This window comes from Bosea sp. (in: a-proteobacteria) (assembly GCF_023953965.1).
Taxonomy (GTDB): domain Bacteria; phylum Pseudomonadota; class Alphaproteobacteria; order Rhizobiales; family Beijerinckiaceae; genus Allobosea.
In genome coordinates, this window is record NZ_JAMLIX010000002.1 from 744493 (window position 1) to 759127 (window position 14635).

Consider the following 14635-nt stretch of genomic DNA (forward strand, 5'->3'; position numbering starts at 1 on the left):
TCCGCCGGCGGCGGGGCGGCGCCCTGATGGCCAAGATCGCCGCATTGGGCGCCTATCTCTATCAGGCGCTGCTGGCCTTCGGCCTGCTCATCGCCGTCTCCAACCTGCTGCCGGCCTTGGACTACGCGGCCTATTCGCTGTTCATCGCCGTCGTCCAGTTCGCCGATGCCATCTGTTTCCAGTGGATCCGCGCGGCTTGCAGCCGCTTCTACCCCGGCCCCGACGGCGCAAGCGAACGGGCGCAGCGCGGCGTCATCGTGGCGGAGCTTTCCGGCAGCGCCGTCGTCTGCCTGTTCGCGGCCCTGCTCGCGCCGTTGTTCGGCGCCCCGCTCTGGCTCGGCCTGATCGGCGCCGTCGCCGCCATCCTGCAAGGCGCGGGCGAGCTGCACCTGACCATGCTGCGCTTCCGCCAGCAATTCAGGCTGTTCTCCTGGCTGCAAGGCGCGCGGGCGACGATCATGGCGGCGACGACGATCGGCGGCGCGGCGATCCGGGCCGATCTCGCCTTCGTGCTCGCGGGCGTGCTCGCGGGCAACCTGATCTATTGCGCTCTGGCCTGGGTGCTCGCCCGCCGCATCCTGCCGCTTTCCGCCGGCTGGAACCGGGCCATCGCCCGCGATCACCTGACCTATGGCGGGACCTCGGCGGGCGCCGCGATCGCGAACCTCAGCGTGCCGCTCGGCCTCAAATCCATCCTGATCGGGACGCTCGGTCCCGCCGCCGCCGGCCCGATGCTGGCGCTCGACCTGTTGCAGCGCCCCTTCGTGATGATCGTCTCGTCGCTTCAGGCCATCCGTTTCCCCGAGCTGGTGGCGGTGTTCGACCGCGAGGGCGATTCCGAGAGCTTCCGCGCCGAGCTCGGCCGGTTCTATGCGCTGCTGGTCGGCTTTTCCCTGATCGGGGCCGCGGGGCTGATCGCGGTCCTGGGCCTCGCGACCTGGATCGCCATTCCCGCCGGGCTCCAGCCCGCGTTCCTGCGCACGGCGCCGTTCTTCCTCCTGATGGCGCTGCTGCGCCCGCTGATCAGCACGCTTCTGCCGACGCCGGCGCATCTCAGGCGGCGCCTGCCCGCCATCATCGGGCTCGCGGTGCTGGATTGCGCCATGACCTGCGCGGGCGCGCTGATCGCGGCATGGCTGTTCCCCGGCGCCGACGCGGCCATCGCCGCGGGCGCTGCCACGGGCGCGGGCGCGGCGCTTGCGCTCGGCATCGCGCTGATGCACTGGCGCTCCTTCGCCATGCCGTGGCAGCCGGTGGCGCTGCCCGCAGCCGCGCTGGCGCTGTCCTGGCTCAGCGCCGGCTGGTTTTCGGGCAATCTGCCGGTCGCGACCGGCCTCGCGCTGGCGGCCGTGCTCGCCTTCAGCGCGCGCCCCTTTCTCACCCTCCTGCGCTGGATCGCACGCTGAGGCATCATGACCGAGACCCCTAGTGCCCGACCCTTCGCCATCATCGTCGGCATCGCCACCTCCGGCCGCCGCGAGGTCCTGCGCGACACGCTTGCCCGGATCGACCGGCAGGAGCGGCGCCCGGACCGCATCCTGATCTGCCCGGCCGCCGAAGGCGACGTCGACTGGGACCACGCGGCCGGGCTTTCCGTCCCGGTCGAGCGCGTCGACGGCCCGAAGGGGCTGACCGCGCAGCGCAACGCCATCCTCGATGCGGCGGGCGAACCCGACCTCATCGTGTTCTTCGACGACGATTACCTGCCGGCCGATCGCTTTCTCGCGGAGGCCGAGCGGCTCTTCCGGGACGACCCCGGGATCGTCGCCGCGACCGGGGCGCTCCTGGCCGACGGCATCCGGGGGCCGGGCATCGACCTGCCGGCGGCGCTCGCCATCCTGGAGAACGACCGGCCGCCCACACAGGGCAGCGCCCTGCCGATCGACGATCTCTACGGCTGCAACATGGTCTTCCGCTTCGCGACGATCAGGCGGGCCGGCCTGCGCTTCGACGAGAACCTGCCGCTCTATGGCTGGCACGAGGATATCGACTTCTCCGGCCAGCTCCGGGGGCGGGGCCGGATCGTCCTGGCCTCGGCCTTGCGCGGGGTCCATCGCGGCACCAAGCGCGGCCGCACCTCCGGCCTGCGCTTCGGCTATTCCCAGATCGCCAACCCGATCTATGTGACGCGCAAGGGCACGGTGCGCTGGTCGCGGACCGTGCGCTTCCTCGTCGGCAATGTCGGCGCCAACCTGCTCGGCAGCCTCAGGCCGCCAGGGCTGATCGACCGGCGCGGCCGGCTGAAGGGCAACCTGCTGGCGCTGTGGGATCTGGTTCGCGGGCGGCTTGCGCCGCAGCGCGTCCTGACGCTCGGCTGAGGACAGGGCTGATGCGCGCGGTCATCGTCAGCGATTTCGGCTCGGTCAACGGCGGCGCCGCCAAGGTCGCGATCGAGAGCGCGCGCGGGCTTGCCGAGGCCGGTGTCGAGATCGTCTTCGCCTGCGCCATCGGCCCGGTTTGCGAGCGGCTCGACCATCCGCTGATCACGGTTGAGCCCTTCGCCGGGGAGGAGATCTGGCAGGTCGCCGGCAAGGTCGCCGCGGCGCGGCAGGGCATCTGGAACGCGCGGGCCCATGCCTTCCTCAGCGATCTCCTGGCGCGCCAGCCGCGCCGCGGCACGCTGGTGCATCTGCACCAGTGGACCAAGGCGTTCAGCCCCGCCGCCATCGCCGCCGCCGGCGAAAGCGGGCTGCCGGTCGCGATCACGATGCACGATTATTTCTCGTTCTGCCCGGTCGGCGGCTATTTCGATTTCAAGGCCAATGCGCCGTGCCGGCTGAAGCCGATGTCGCCGGCCTGCATCGCGAGCCACTGCGACCGGGCTTCCTATCTGCACAAGCTCGTCCGGGTCGCGCGGCAATGGCGCTCGGACGAGGCGATGCGCAGGCTTTCGGCGCCGCTCTTCATCCATGTCAGCGATTTCGCCCGCCGCTTCGCCGAGCCCTTCCTGCCGAAGCAGGCGCGCCATGTCGTGATCGAGAACATGATGGAGGCGCGAAAGCGCCCGCCCGCCGACGTGGCGGCCAACCGGCACGCGCTCTTCCTCGGGCGCTTCACCCAGGAGAAGGCCGGCGACGTCCTGGCGCGGGCGGCGGCCGAGGCCGGCATGCCGGTGCGCTTCGTCGGCGAGGGGCCGCTCGCCGGGGAGATCGCGCGGATCAACCCTGAAGCCGAGATCCGCGGCTGGGTCGCGGCCGAGCGCGTCTTCGACGAGATCGCTCAGGCGCGCTGCCTGGTGCTGCCCTCGCTCTGGTACGAGCCCGGCCCCCTGGTCGTCGCCGAGGCGCGTTCGCTCGGCGTGCCGGTCGTGCTGGCGCGCACCACCGGGCCGGCGAGCTGGATCGCCGACGGAGAGGACGGAATCCTGGTCGATGGCGGGGACAGCGCCGGGCTCGCGGCGGCTCTCGCACGGTTGCGGGATGATAACCTCGCGGGCACGATGGGCGCTAGCGCCTATCGCCGCTACTGGAGCGATCCGCTGACGACGGACCGGCATGTCGGGCGCACGCTCGAGAGCTACCGCGACCTCGTCGGCGAAACGTAGGCGCGGGCGCGGCTCTAGAGCATCGGACCGAAAAGTGGAATCCACTTTTCGGACAAATCCGATGCTGAAACAAAGAGCTAGATCGCCACTTCGCGCCCGATAGGACGCTCGGCGATCTAGACCCGCGCCCGGCCTAAGCCTCAGTACGAATAATACATCGCGAACTCGACCGGGTGCGGCGTCATCTCGAAGCGCGCCACGTCCTGCATCTTGAGCTCGATATAGCTTTCGAGGAAATCGTCGCTGAAGACGCCGCCGACCTTGAGGAAGGCGTTGTCCTTCTTGAGCGATTCCAGCGCCTCGCGCAGCGAGCCGCAGACGGTCGGGATCTTCTTCAGCTCGCGCGGCGGCAGGTCGTAGAGGTCCTTGTCCATCGCCGGGCCCGGATCGATCTTGTTGACGATGCCGTCGAGGCCGGCCATCAGCAGGGCCGAGAAGGCGAGATAGGGGTTCGCCATCGGATCGGGGAAGCGCACCTCGACGCGCTTGGCCTTGGGCGAGGTCGTCCACGGAATGCGGCAGGAGGCCGAGCGGTTGCGCGCCGAATAGGCGAGCAGCACCGGGGCCTCGTAGCCCGGGACGAGGCGCTTGTAGGAGTTGGTCGAGGGGTTGGTGAAGGCGTTCAGCGCCTTGGCGTGCTTGATGATGCCGCCGATGTACCACAGGCACTCCTGCGACAGGTCGGCGTATTTGTTGCCGGCGAAGAGCGGCTTGCCGTTCTTCCAGATCGACTGGTGGACGTGCATTCCCGAGCCGTTGTCGCCATAGACCGGCTTCGGCATGAAGGTCGCGGTCTTGCCGTAGCTCTGGGCGACGTTGTGGATGCAGTACTTGTAGATCTGGAGCTGGTCGGCGGTGCGCAGAAGCGTGTCGAATTTCACGCCCAGCTCGTGCTGGGCGGAAGCGACCTCGTGGTGGTGCTTCTCGACCGCGACACCCATCGAGGCCATGGCCGCCAGCATCTCGCCGCGCATGTCCTGCGCCATGTCCTGCGGCGGCACCGGGAAGTAGCCACCCTTCGTCGCGATGCGGTGGCCGAGATTGCCGCCTTCGTAATCGGTCATGCCGTTGGTCGGCAGCTCGGCGGCATCGAGCTTGAAGCCGGTGTTGTACGGGTCCGCGGCGATCTTGACGTCGTCGAAGATGAAGAACTCGGCCTCCGGGCCGACATAGACGGTGTCGCCGATGCCGGTCGATTTGAGATAGGCCTCGGCCTTCCTGGCGATGCCGCGCGGATCGCGGGTATAGGGCTCGCCGGTGCCGGGCTCGAGCACGTCGCAGTTGATCACCATGGTCGCGGCCGAGAAGAACGGGTCGATCACCGCGGTGGTCGGGTCCGGCATCAGCAGCATGTCGGATTCGTTGATGGCCTTCCAGCCGGCGATCGAGGAGCCGTCGAACATCGTGCCCTCGGCGAAGATGTCCTCGTCGATGATGCTGACGTCGAAGGTCCAGTGCTGCCACTTGCCGCGCGGATCGGTGAAGCGGAAGTCGACATATTTGACGTCGTTGTCCTTGATCGCCTTGAGGACTTCCTTGGCGCTCTTCATCTCAGCAATTCCTCTTGCCAGCAGTTTCTCAGGTCCACGCAGGCCGGCCGGCTTCGATCCGGCCGCGGCCCGTTGTCCGAATGATCGGGGATGAAATGCTCAGATCGCGTCCGCCCCGGTCTCGCCGGTACGGATGCGGATCACCCCCTCGATGCTCGATACAAAAATCTTGCCATCTCCGATCCGGCCGGTCTGGGCGGCCTTCATGATGGCCTCGATGGCGCGATCCAGCATCTCGTCGGCGAGGACGATCTCGATCTTCACCTTCGGCAGGAAGTCGACGACGTATTCGGCGCCGCGATAGAGCTCGGTATGGCCCTTCTGGCGGCCGAAACCCTTGGCCTCGAGAACCGTGATGCCCTGAAGCCCGACCTCCTGAAGCGCCTCCTTCACCTCGTCCAGCTTGAAGGGCTTGATGATCGCTTCGATCTTCTTCATGCGCCGACCGGCCTCCTCTGGATCTCCTGGTCCGGCGCGGGCCGGATCGCGGCTGAAAGCGCGCCCGGGCGCGGGAACGCGACCCGCGCCGTCGAACGGATGCAGCCTTGCCTGTGCTCATAGCATTGGCGCCGGCGCCCCGCCATGCGGCGAAGCCCGGGGGCGCGCCCGCCGGAAGGGCAATGAACGGCACAAAAGAAAAGCATCTGCCTATTTGTTGACCACAAGCCGCACCGCACCGCAACTTGCGGCGGGCCGGCCCCTGTCCGAAGATGCGGCATGGACGACTGGAATGCCGAAATGGCGGGCCGGGCGGAGCTCGCCCTGCTGACCACCGGGCAGATGGCGAAGGCCGATCGCGTCGCGATCGCGGCAGGCACGCCCGGCATCGTGCTGATGGAGCGGGCCGGGCGCGCGGTGGCTGACGCCGTGCTCGCGCGGGCCGGCGCCGGCGGCTCGGTCACGCTGCTGTGCGGGCCGGGCAACAACGGCGGCGACGGCTTCATTGCGGCCCGCCTCCTGCGCGAGCACGGGATGGCGGTGCGGGTGGTGGCGCCCGGCGGTGCGGACGGCTTTGCCGGCGATGCCGCGATCGCGCTCGCACGCTGGGCCGGCCCGGTCGAGCCGCCGGGCGCTGCGCCTGCCGATGTCTTTGTCGACGCGCTCTTCGGCGCGGGCCTGACGCGCCCGCTCGCCGGTGCTTTCGCCGAAGCCGCCGCCATGCTCAACGCCGCCGGCCGCCCCGTCATCGCCGTCGACATGCCGAGCGGGGTATCGGGCGATACCGGCCGGGCGGAGGGCCTCGCGGTCGAGGCGAGCGAGACGGTGACCTTCTTCCGGCTGAAGCCCGGCCATCTGCTCCAGCCGGGGCGCTCGCTCTGCGGGCGGGTGACGGTCGCCGATATCGGCATTCCGGTGAGGGCCGCGCTCGCTGCCGTCGGCATGACGGCTTTCCGCAACGATGTCGCGCTCTGGCGCCGGGCCTGGCCGGAGCACGCGGCCGATACCCACAAGTTCAGGCGCGGTGCGCTCGCCGTGCTCGCCGGCGGTGTCTCGGGGGTCGGGGCGCCGCGGCTCGGCGCACGAGCGGCGCTGCGGGCGGGCGCAGGCCTTGCGACCCTGCTCTGCGAGCCCGAGGCTCTGCCCGCGCACGCCGCGCGCGGGCCGGACGCGTTGATGCAGCAGGCCGTGGCCGATGCCGGCGCGCTCGCGGCGTTCCTCGAGGATCGCCGGATTTCGGCCGTCCTCGCCGGTCCCGCGCTGGGGCTTGGCCGGCGCGCGGGCGATCTGGTCCGGGCAGTGATCGCGGACGACCGGCCCGCGGTGCTCGACGCCGATGCGCTGACCCTCATCGCCGGATGGCCCGATGGCGGCGTGCGGAGCCTGCGCGGTCGCAGGCCTGAAACCGTGCTGACGCCGCATGCGGGCGAATTCCAGCGGCTGTTCGGGAACGAGCCCGGCATCGCCGCCGAGCCTTCGAAGCTCGAGCGCGCCCGCAGGGCCGCGGCTTTGTCCGGCGCCGTCGTCGTCGACAAGGGGCCCGACACCGTCGTCGCCGCGCCGGACGGACGCGCCGCCATCAACGCCACGGGGACGGCTGCGCTCGCGACGGCAGGCTCCGGAGACGTGCTGGCGGGGCTGATCGCGGGCCTCCTGGCCCAGGGCATGCCCGCCTTCGAGGCGGCCTGCGCGGCCGTCTGGCTGCATGGCCTGGCCGGCGAAAGGCTCGGAATGGGGCTGATCGCCGACGATCTGCCCGAGGCCGTCCCGCCGCTGCTGCGAGACGTCCTCGCGCTCCGATGCGACGCGGATCGGAAAAGGCCCGCCCCGTTTTGACGGGGCGGGCCTGCCGGGCGACCCGGCCCTGGCGGTCGATGACCGTCAGGTGCCGGAATAGGTCACGCCCGGCGCGGCCTTGAGCTGGTCCCGGGTGAGCGTGATCTTGCCGTGATCGGGATACATGGCGGGCGCCCGCTGAGCCGTCGCCGCCGGCGCGGAGGTCATGCCGCCGCCCGAGGCGGTGCCGGTCGCGGTCGGTGCGGCCGGGGCCGGAGCGGACGCAGCCATCGGCTGATCGCTCCAGTTCACCTGGTCGAACGGAACCGCGACATCCTTCGAGCCGATGCCGAGGAAGCCGCCGACGCCGATCGTGACCATCTCGACCTTGCCGGACTTGTCGACGATCACCTCGGTGACGTCGCCGACCTTCTTGTCGTCGGGGCCGTAGATGTCGACGCCGATCAGCTTGCTCGTGCGCCACTTGCCCTGTCCGGCCAGATTGGTTTCGCCTGCCGTGCTCGACGGCGTGGTGACCGGCTGCGTGGCCGCCGGCGCGGCCGGTGCCGGGGCTGTCGGTGCCGGCGCGCTGGTCTGGGCCACCGCGGCCGTGGCGAAAAGTGCGGCGCCGACGGTGGAAAGCATGAAACGATGGTGCCTGATCATATCTTTGCTCCTGAAATTGTCCCGGTCGAACGAGATGTATCGACAACAAGCGAGAGCCGATTTTGTTCGGGTCGGTATCGAGTGAATCTGATCTGGGCCGGATGCGCCCGACCGAAAGATCACGACCTTGCATCGCCGGACGATAAGGCTGCGTGAGCTTGGCCGGGCCGGCGATTTGCTTGCCGGCGGCTGTCGCGCGCGCCTAGCGCATTCTGGCGAAACGTCGCAGCCGCTTGTTCTGTTCCATGTCCGGAGGGCTCTTAAGCCTTCGGCAAGGACGCGGCCTGCATCATGGCGTCCCACGCGCTCGAGGTGCCGAAAGGGCAGGCGATGCAGGGTTTTCCGGTTTCGGCCTGCCTCGCGGCGGCGATGCTCGCCGCCGCCTCGGTGCCGGCCAGCGCCTTTTGGCAGCGCTCGCAGGTTTCCGCCTGCTCCGATGCGACGACCGATGCGGAACGCGAGCGGCTGCGCTGCCGGGAGCTCGGCGCTTACGCCGATCCCGGCTGGCCTGCGCTGGGGCCTGCGGGAGGAGCTTATCTGCTGCGCGCGCCGGCGCCGTCATGGCCGAAGGGCGGCGTGACCCGGCGGCTCGGCTGAATGGTGAGCGGGGAGGGGATCGAACCCTCGACCACATGATTAAAAGTCACGTGCTCTACCACTGAGCTACCCGCCCTCACCGCGCCGGTGCATACGGAGCCGAGCGGCGCCGGTCAACTCGTTGCGTGCGCGGGTCGCGTGATTTTGCGGCGCCGGCGGGTTGGCGGCGCTGGTGTTAACTGCGCGGAAACCAAACCGTCCTAGCGTCTGCGCCATGGTTATCCGCCGCGGCCTCCGCTCGATCTTCGTGACATTGGCCCTCTACCTCGTCTCGGGGGCGGCGGTCGCCTATTTCCTGTTCCACGCCCAGCACGGCGCACGTGGCCTCGAGGCGCGCGGCGCGATCCGCGAGTCGCTGCGCGACATGGAAACCGAGCTCGCCGCTCTCACGGCCGAGCGCAAATCCTGGGAACAGAAGCTTGCTTTGGTGCGCAGCGACGCCATCGATCGCGATCTGCTCGAGGAAAACGCCCGCGAAATCCTCGGACGGGTCCACAAGAACGACGTCGTCATCATGGGGCGTTGAGCCCGCAAGGCCGCGTTCCCGGCCCGGCAGAGCCGATTAACTCGATTCAGGTTGATAAGCTTCGGCCCTTGTTTTTCAAGGCGTTGCCTCATGTTGCGGTGCGAGATAGCGTCCTCGCCAAGGTTTTTCCGATCCTCTACAACATTGGTCTGATGACCTTGGAGGACGCCTGATGGCCGTTGCCGCGCGCAAGTCGAAAGCTCCCGCTCAATCCAGAGCCGCCACGAAGCCGGCGAAGGCCCGTTCCGGCAGCGAGGGAGCCCTCAGCAACACGCCGAGCTTCACCAGGGAGGAAGACCTTCACGCCTATCGCGAGATGCTGCTGATCCGGCGTTTCGAGGAGAAGGCCGGCCAGATGTACGGCATGGGCCTGATCGGCGGATTCTGCCATCTCTATATCGGCCAGGAAGCTGTCGTCATCGGCATGCAGATGGCCTCGAAGGACGGCGACCAGGTCATTACCGGCTATCGCGACCACGGCCACATGCTGGCCTGCGGCATGGAATCGCGCGGCGTGATGGCGGAGCTGACCGGCCGGCGCGGCGGCTATTCGCACGGCAAGGGCGGCTCGATGCACATGTTCTCGCGCGAGAAGAACTTCTATGGCGGCCATGGCATCGTCGGCGCGCAGGTCGCGCTTGGAACGGGCCTCGCCTTCGCCGACTGGTATCGCGGCGACAACAGCGTCTCGATGACCTATTTCGGCGACGGCGCGGCCAATCAGGGCCAGGTCTACGAGAGCTTCAACATGGCCCAGCTCTGGAAGCTGCCGGTCGTGTTCGTGATCGAGAACAACCGCTACGCCATGGGCACCGCAGTCACGCGCGCCTCGGCCCAGACCGATTTCTCCCGCCGCGGCATCTCCTTCAACATTCCCGGCGAGCAGGTCGACGGCATGGATGTCCGCGCCGTGCGCGAGGCGGGCCTGCGGGCGATCGAGCACGCCCGTTCCGGCAAGGGGCCCTATATCCTCGAGATGCAGACCTATCGCTATCGCGGGCATTCGATGTCCGACCCGGCGAAGTACCGCTCCAAGGACGAGGTCCAGCGCATGCGCGAGGAGCACGATCCGATCGAGCAGGTGCGCGCCCGCCTGATCCGCGATTTCAAGATCGGCGAGGACGAGCTCAAGGCGATCGACGCCAAGGTGCGCGAGATCGTCAACGACGCGGCCGAGTTCGCGACCCATGATCCCGAGCCGGATCCCTCGGAGCTCTATACCGACATCCTGCTGGAAGCCGCGCGGGGCTGATCGCCCCACGCCCCGCCGGCCTTCATCCCTTTCCCCGCGTCTTTACAGAATCCGGGTGCGTTCATGCCGATCGACATTCTCATGCCTGCGCTTTCTCCAACCATGGAGGAAGGAAAACTGGCCAAGTGGCTGAAGAAAGAGGGCGATCAGATCAAGGCCGGCGACATCATCGCCGAGATCGAGACCGACAAGGCGACCATGGAGGTCGAGGCCGTCGACGAGGGCATCCTCGCCAAGATCCTCGTGCCGGACGGCAGCGAAAACGTCGCCGTCAACACGAAGATCGGCGTGATCGCGGCCGATGGCGAGGATGTCGCGGCCGCGGCCAGCGGCGGCGGCAAGGCGGCGGCTCCCGAGAAGGCGGCCGAGCCGAAGGCCGAGGCCAGGAGCGATGCCAAGAGCGAGGATGTGCCGGCCGCGAGCAAGCCCGACAGCGTTCCCGCCCAGGCCAGGAGCTATGACGCCTCCTCCGAGTTCCCGGCCGGTGCCGAGCTCGTCTCGACCACGGTCCGCGAAGCCTTGCGCGACGCCATGGCCGAGGAGATGCGCCGCGACAAGGACGTCTTCGTCATGGGCGAGGAGGTCGCGGAATACCAGGGCGCCTACAAGGTCACGCAGGGGCTCTTGCAGGAGTTCGGGCCCAAGCGCGTCATCGACACGCCGATCACCGAGCACGGCTTCGCCGGCATCGGCGTCGGCGCGGCGCTGTCGGGCCTGAAGCCGATCGTCGAGTTCATGACCTTCAACTTCGCGATGCAGGCGATCGACCACATCATCAACTCGGCTGCCAAGACGCTCTACATGTCCGGCGGCCAGATGGGCGCGCCGATCGTGTTCCGCGGCCCCAACGGCGCCGCCGCCCGCGTCGGCGCCCAGCACAGCCATGATTACGCGGCGTGGTACTCGAACGTGCCGGGCCTCAAGGTGGTGATGCCCTACAGCGCATCCGACGCTAAGGGCCTGCTCAAGAGCGCGATCCGCGATCCGAACCCGGTGATCTTCCTCGAGAACGAGATCATGTACGGCAAGTCCTTCGACGTGCCGAAAGGCGAGGATTTCCTTGTTCCCATCGGCAAGGCGAAGGTGGTGCGTGCGGGCAAGGACCTCACCATCGTCTCCTTCGGCATCGGCATGACCTATGCGCTCGGCGCCGCCGAGGCGCTGGCCAAGGAGGGCATCGAGGCCGAGGTCATCGACCTGCGCACCATCCGGCCGATGGACATCGAGACCGTGCTCGCCTCGGTGCAGAAGACCAATCGCTGCGTCGCGGTGGAGGAGGGCTTCCCGCAGTCCGGCGTCACCGCCGAGATCGGCATGAGGATCATGGAGGCGGCCTTCGATTATCTCGACGCTCCCGTCGCCCGCGTCACCGGCAAGGACGTGCCGATGCCCTATGCGGCCAATCTCGAGAAGCTCGCGCTTCCGAACATCGGCGAGGTCGTCGCGGCGGCCAAGGCCGTCTGCTATCGCTGAGAGGGGGGCGCAAAGATGCCAACCAATATTTTGATGCCCGCGCTCTCTCCGACGATGGAGAGGGGCAACCTCGCCAAATGGCTGAAGAAGGAAGGCGACGCGATCAAGTCCGGCGACGTCATCGCCGAGATCGAGACCGACAAGGCGACCATGGAGGTCGAGGCGGTCGACGAGGGCGTGCTCGCCAGGATCCTGGTTCCGGAAGGCACGGCCGATGTCGCCGTCAACGCGGTGATCGGCGTGATCGCCGGCGAGGGCGAGGATGCCAAGAGCATCTCCGCTCCGGCCGCCGGCGCCGCCCCCGCCAAGGCCGAGGCGCCGAAGGCCGACGCCGCGGCGCCCGCGGCCTCCGCTCCGGCTGCGCCCGCCCCCGCGGCGGCCCCGGCTCATGGCGGCAGCCGCCCCTTCGCCTCGCCGCTGGCGCGTCGCATCGCCAGGGAGGCCGGGCTCGACCTCGGCGCGATCAAGGGCTCCGGCCCGCATGGCCGCATCGTCGAGAAGGATGTCGAGGCTGCCAGGAAGGGCGGCGGCGCCAAGGCGGCTCCGGCGGCTGCCAAGCCCGTCGCCGCGCCGCTCGCGGCCGGTTCCTCCGACGAGGCGGTCAAGAAGCTGTTCGAGCCGGGCTCCTATGAGGAGATCCCGCATGACGGCATGCGCAAGACGATCGCGCGCCGCCTGACCGAGGCCAAGCAGACCATCCCGCATTTCTACTGCACGGTGGATTGCGAGCTCGACGCGCTGCTGAAGCTGCGCGCCGAGCTCAACGGCGCCGCGCCCGAAAAAGACGGCAAGCCGGCCTACAAGCTTTCGGTCAACGACATGGTGATCAAGGCGCTGGCGCTGGCGCTCAAGGCCGTGCCCGACGCCAACGTCTCCTGGACCGAAGGCGCGATGCTGAAGCACAGGCACGCCGATGTCGGCGTCGCGGTCTCGATCCCCGGCGGGCTGATCACGCCGATCATCCGCGATGCCTGCCACAAGAGCCTGTCGCAGATCTCCAACGAGATGAAGGACATGGCGGCGCGCGCCAAGTCCCGCAAGCTCAAGCCGGAGGAGTATCAGGGCGGCACGACGGCGGTCTCCAATCTCGGCATGTTCGGGGTCAAGGACTTCGCCGCCGTGGTGAACCCGCCGCATGCGACGATCCTGGCGGTCGGCGCCGGCGAGCAGCGCGTCGTCGTCAAGGGCGGCCAGCCGGCTGTCGCGACGGTGATGTCGGTGACGCTCTCGACCGACCATCGCGCCGTCGACGGCGCGCTCGGCGCCGAGCTCTTGCAGGCATTCAAGGGCTATATCGAGAAGCCCATGGCGATGCTGGTCTGACGGCGGCGGGAGAGAAACCATGGCTGACTACGACATCATCGTCATCGGCTCCGGGCCCGGCGGCTACATCGCCGCGATCCGGGCCGCCCAGCTCGGCTTCAGGACCGCGATCGTCGAGCGCGAGCATCTCGCCGGCATCTGCTCCAACTGGGGCTGCATCCCGACCAAGGCGCTGCTGCGCTCGGCCGAGATCCTGCATTACGGCGAGCACGCCAAGGATTACGGACTGACGCTGGAAGGCTCGTTCAAGGCCGATCTGGAGGCAGTCGTGAAGCGTTCGCGCGGCATCGCCCAGCGGATGAACAACGGCGTCCAGTTCCTGATGAAGAAGAACAAGGTCGACGTGATCTGGGGCGAGGCGAAGCTTACGAAGCCCGGCACGATCGCGGTCGCGCCGACCAGGAAGCCGGCGATGCAGCCGCAGGTGCCGCCGCCGAAGAACGCCAAGGGCGAGGGCAGCTATACCGCCGACCACATCATCGTCGCGACGGGTGCGAGGCCGCGCGCGCTGCCCGGCATCGAGCCGGACGGCAAGCTGATCTGGACCTATTTCGAATCGCTCGTGCCGGCGAAGCTGCCGAAATCGCTGCTCGTGATGGGCTCGGGCGCGATCGGCATCGAGTTCGCCTCCTTCTACCGGACGCTGGGCGTCGAGGTGACGGTGGTCGAGCTCCTGCCGCAGATCCTGCCCGTCGAGGATGCCGAGATCGCGGCCTTCGCGCGAAAAGCCTTCGAGAAGCAGGGCATCAAGATCCTGACCGGCGCCAAGGTGACCAAGGTCGAGAAGGGTGCCGATTCCGTCACCGCCCATGTCGAGGACGAGAAGGGCGCCAAGCAGACGATCTCCGCCGAGCGGCTGATCTCGGCGGTCGGCGTCGTCGGCAATGTCGAGAATCTCGGCCTCGAGGCGCTCGGCGTGAAGACCGACCGCGGCACGATCGTCATCGACGAATTCTGCCGCACCAACGTCAAGGGCCTCTATGCGATCGGCGACGTCGCCGGCCCGCCGATGCTGGCCCACAAGGCCGAGCATGAGGCGGTGATCTGCGTCGAGGCGATCAAGGGCCTGCACCCGCACCCGATGGACAAGGCGATGATCCCGGGCTGCACCTATTGCCACCCGCAGATCGCCAGCGTCGGCCTGACCGAGGCGAAGGCCAAGGCCGCCGGCCACGCGCTCAAGGTCGGCCGCTTCAACTTCGTCGCCAACGGCAAGGCGGTGGCGCTCGGCGAGGATTCCGGCCTGGTCAAGACGATCTTCGACGCCAAGACCGGCAAGCTCGTCGGCGCCCACATGGTAGGCCCGGAAGTGACCGAGCTGATCCAGGGCTTCGTCGTGGCGATGAACCTCGAGACGACCGAGGAAGAGCTGATGCACACCGTCTTCCCGCATCCGACCCTGTCGGAGGCGATGAAGGAGGCCGTGCTCGACGCCTATGGCAAGGTGCTGAACGCCTGAGGCTCCACGTCCGTCATTCCGGGGCGCGCCG

The 14635-nt window shown here is 68.5% G+C and carries 13 protein-coding genes and 1 tRNA gene; 10 read left to right on the plus strand and 4 right to left on the minus strand.

Annotated features, from left to right (window positions below; genetic code table 11):
* Nucleotides 1-26 precede the first annotated feature (26 nt).
* From M9917_RS18635 to M9917_RS18645, 3 genes are read left to right on the plus strand one after another with little or no spacing between them, the layout of a single operon-like run.
* Complete coding sequence (locus M9917_RS18635) at nt 27-1406, plus strand: oligosaccharide flippase family protein (protein ID WP_297256189.1); 1380 nt, start codon at nt 27-29, stop codon at nt 1404-1406.
* Between the two features lie 6 nt (nt 1407-1412).
* Nucleotides 1413-2318 (plus strand): glycosyltransferase family 2 protein, encoded by a 906-nt coding sequence (locus M9917_RS18640; RefSeq protein ID WP_297256191.1) that lies wholly within the window; start codon nt 1413-1415, stop codon nt 2316-2318.
* A gap of 11 nt (nt 2319-2329) precedes the next feature.
* A complete protein-coding gene (locus M9917_RS18645) occupies nt 2330-3544 on the plus strand; it encodes a glycosyltransferase family 4 protein (RefSeq protein WP_297256193.1) in 1215 nt (404 codons plus the stop codon).
* Nucleotides 3545-3684: 140 nt separating this feature from the next.
* Here the strand turns inward: M9917_RS18645 and glnA are convergent, their stop codons facing one another.
* Both glnA and M9917_RS18655 read right to left on the minus strand, forming a co-directional pair.
* Nucleotides 3685-5094, minus strand: a complete 1410-nt coding sequence (gene glnA / locus M9917_RS18650) for a type I glutamate--ammonia ligase (RefSeq protein WP_297256195.1) — start codon at nt 5092-5094, stop codon at nt 3685-3687.
* 99 nt (nt 5095-5193) lie between these two features.
* Nucleotides 5194-5532: a P-II family nitrogen regulator gene (locus M9917_RS18655; RefSeq protein WP_297256197.1), complete on the minus strand. Its 339-nt coding sequence runs from the start codon at nt 5530-5532 to the stop codon at nt 5194-5196.
* A gap of 279 nt (nt 5533-5811) precedes the next feature.
* Here M9917_RS18655 and M9917_RS18660 point away from each other — a divergent pair, with 279 nt between their 5' ends.
* Complete coding sequence (locus M9917_RS18660) at nt 5812-7368, plus strand: NAD(P)H-hydrate dehydratase (protein WP_297256198.1); 1557 nt, start codon at nt 5812-5814, stop codon at nt 7366-7368.
* Nucleotides 7369-7413: 45 nt separating this feature from the next.
* On the opposite strand, the gene M9917_RS18665 is transcribed toward M9917_RS18660, so the two are convergent.
* A complete protein-coding gene (locus M9917_RS18665) occupies nt 7414-7974 on the minus strand; it encodes a PRC-barrel domain-containing protein (protein ID WP_297256200.1) in 561 nt (186 codons plus the stop codon).
* A gap of 291 nt (nt 7975-8265) precedes the next feature.
* Here M9917_RS18665 and M9917_RS18670 point away from each other — a divergent pair, with 291 nt between their 5' ends.
* Nucleotides 8266-8571, plus strand: coding sequence for a hypothetical protein (locus M9917_RS18670; protein WP_297256202.1), 306 nt, complete (start codon nt 8266-8268; stop codon nt 8569-8571).
* 1 nt (nt 8572) lies between these two features.
* On the opposite strand, the gene M9917_RS18675 is transcribed toward M9917_RS18670, so the two are convergent.
* Nucleotides 8573-8647: transfer RNA gene (locus M9917_RS18675), tRNA-Lys, on the minus strand.
* Nucleotides 8648-8731: 84 nt separating this feature from the next.
* Here M9917_RS18675 and M9917_RS18680 point away from each other — a divergent pair.
* The 5 genes from M9917_RS18680 (at nt 8732) to lpdA (ending at nt 14604) form a co-directional block, all read left to right on the plus strand.
* Nucleotides 8732-9097 (plus strand): FtsB family cell division protein, encoded by a 366-nt coding sequence (locus M9917_RS18680; protein WP_297256204.1) that lies wholly within the window; start codon nt 8732-8734, stop codon nt 9095-9097.
* 172 nt (nt 9098-9269) lie between these two features.
* Complete coding sequence (pdhA, locus tag M9917_RS18685; RefSeq protein WP_297256206.1) at nt 9270-10349, plus strand: pyruvate dehydrogenase (acetyl-transferring) E1 component subunit alpha; 1080 nt, start codon at nt 9270-9272, stop codon at nt 10347-10349.
* A 63-nt stretch (nt 10350-10412) separates the two neighbouring features.
* Nucleotides 10413-11822, plus strand: coding sequence for a pyruvate dehydrogenase complex E1 component subunit beta (locus tag M9917_RS18690; protein WP_297256207.1), 1410 nt, complete (start codon nt 10413-10415; stop codon nt 11820-11822).
* A 15-nt stretch (nt 11823-11837) separates the two neighbouring features.
* Nucleotides 11838-13145, plus strand: a complete 1308-nt coding sequence (locus M9917_RS18695) for a pyruvate dehydrogenase complex dihydrolipoamide acetyltransferase (protein WP_297256209.1) — start codon at nt 11838-11840, stop codon at nt 13143-13145.
* A gap of 19 nt (nt 13146-13164) precedes the next feature.
* Nucleotides 13165-14604: a dihydrolipoyl dehydrogenase gene (lpdA, locus tag M9917_RS18700; RefSeq protein WP_297256211.1), complete on the plus strand. Its 1440-nt coding sequence runs from the start codon at nt 13165-13167 to the stop codon at nt 14602-14604.
* Nucleotides 14605-14635 lie beyond the last annotated feature (31 nt).

Excerpts from the sequence above, each read along its gene's own strand:
- M9917_RS18635 (WP_297256189.1), top strand. The coding sequence starts at position 27 with ATGGCCAAGATCGCCGCATTGGGCGCCTATCTCTATCAGGCGCTGCTG.
- M9917_RS18640 (WP_297256191.1), top strand. The coding sequence starts at position 1,413 with ATGACCGAGACCCCTAGTGCCCGACCCTTCGCCATCATCGTCGGCATC.
- M9917_RS18645 (WP_297256193.1), top strand. The coding sequence starts at position 2,330 with ATGCGCGCGGTCATCGTCAGCGATTTCGGCTCGGTCAACGGCGGCGCC.
- glnA (WP_297256195.1), bottom strand. The coding sequence starts at position 5,094 with ATGAAGAGCGCCAAGGAAGTCCTCAAGGCGATCAAGGACAACGACGTC.
- M9917_RS18655 (WP_297256197.1), bottom strand. The coding sequence starts at position 5,532 with ATGAAGAAGATCGAAGCGATCATCAAGCCCTTCAAGCTGGACGAGGTG.
- M9917_RS18660 (WP_297256198.1), top strand. The coding sequence starts at position 5,812 with ATGGACGACTGGAATGCCGAAATGGCGGGCCGGGCGGAGCTCGCCCTG.
- M9917_RS18665 (WP_297256200.1), bottom strand. The coding sequence starts at position 7,974 with ATGATCAGGCACCATCGTTTCATGCTTTCCACCGTCGGCGCCGCACTT.
- M9917_RS18670 (WP_297256202.1), top strand. The coding sequence starts at position 8,266 with ATGGCGTCCCACGCGCTCGAGGTGCCGAAAGGGCAGGCGATGCAGGGT.
- pdhA (WP_297256206.1), top strand. The coding sequence starts at position 9,270 with ATGGCCGTTGCCGCGCGCAAGTCGAAAGCTCCCGCTCAATCCAGAGCC.
- M9917_RS18690 (WP_297256207.1), top strand. The coding sequence starts at position 10,413 with ATGCCGATCGACATTCTCATGCCTGCGCTTTCTCCAACCATGGAGGAA.
- M9917_RS18695 (WP_297256209.1), top strand. The coding sequence starts at position 11,838 with ATGCCAACCAATATTTTGATGCCCGCGCTCTCTCCGACGATGGAGAGG.
- lpdA (WP_297256211.1), top strand. The coding sequence starts at position 13,165 with ATGGCTGACTACGACATCATCGTCATCGGCTCCGGGCCCGGCGGCTAC.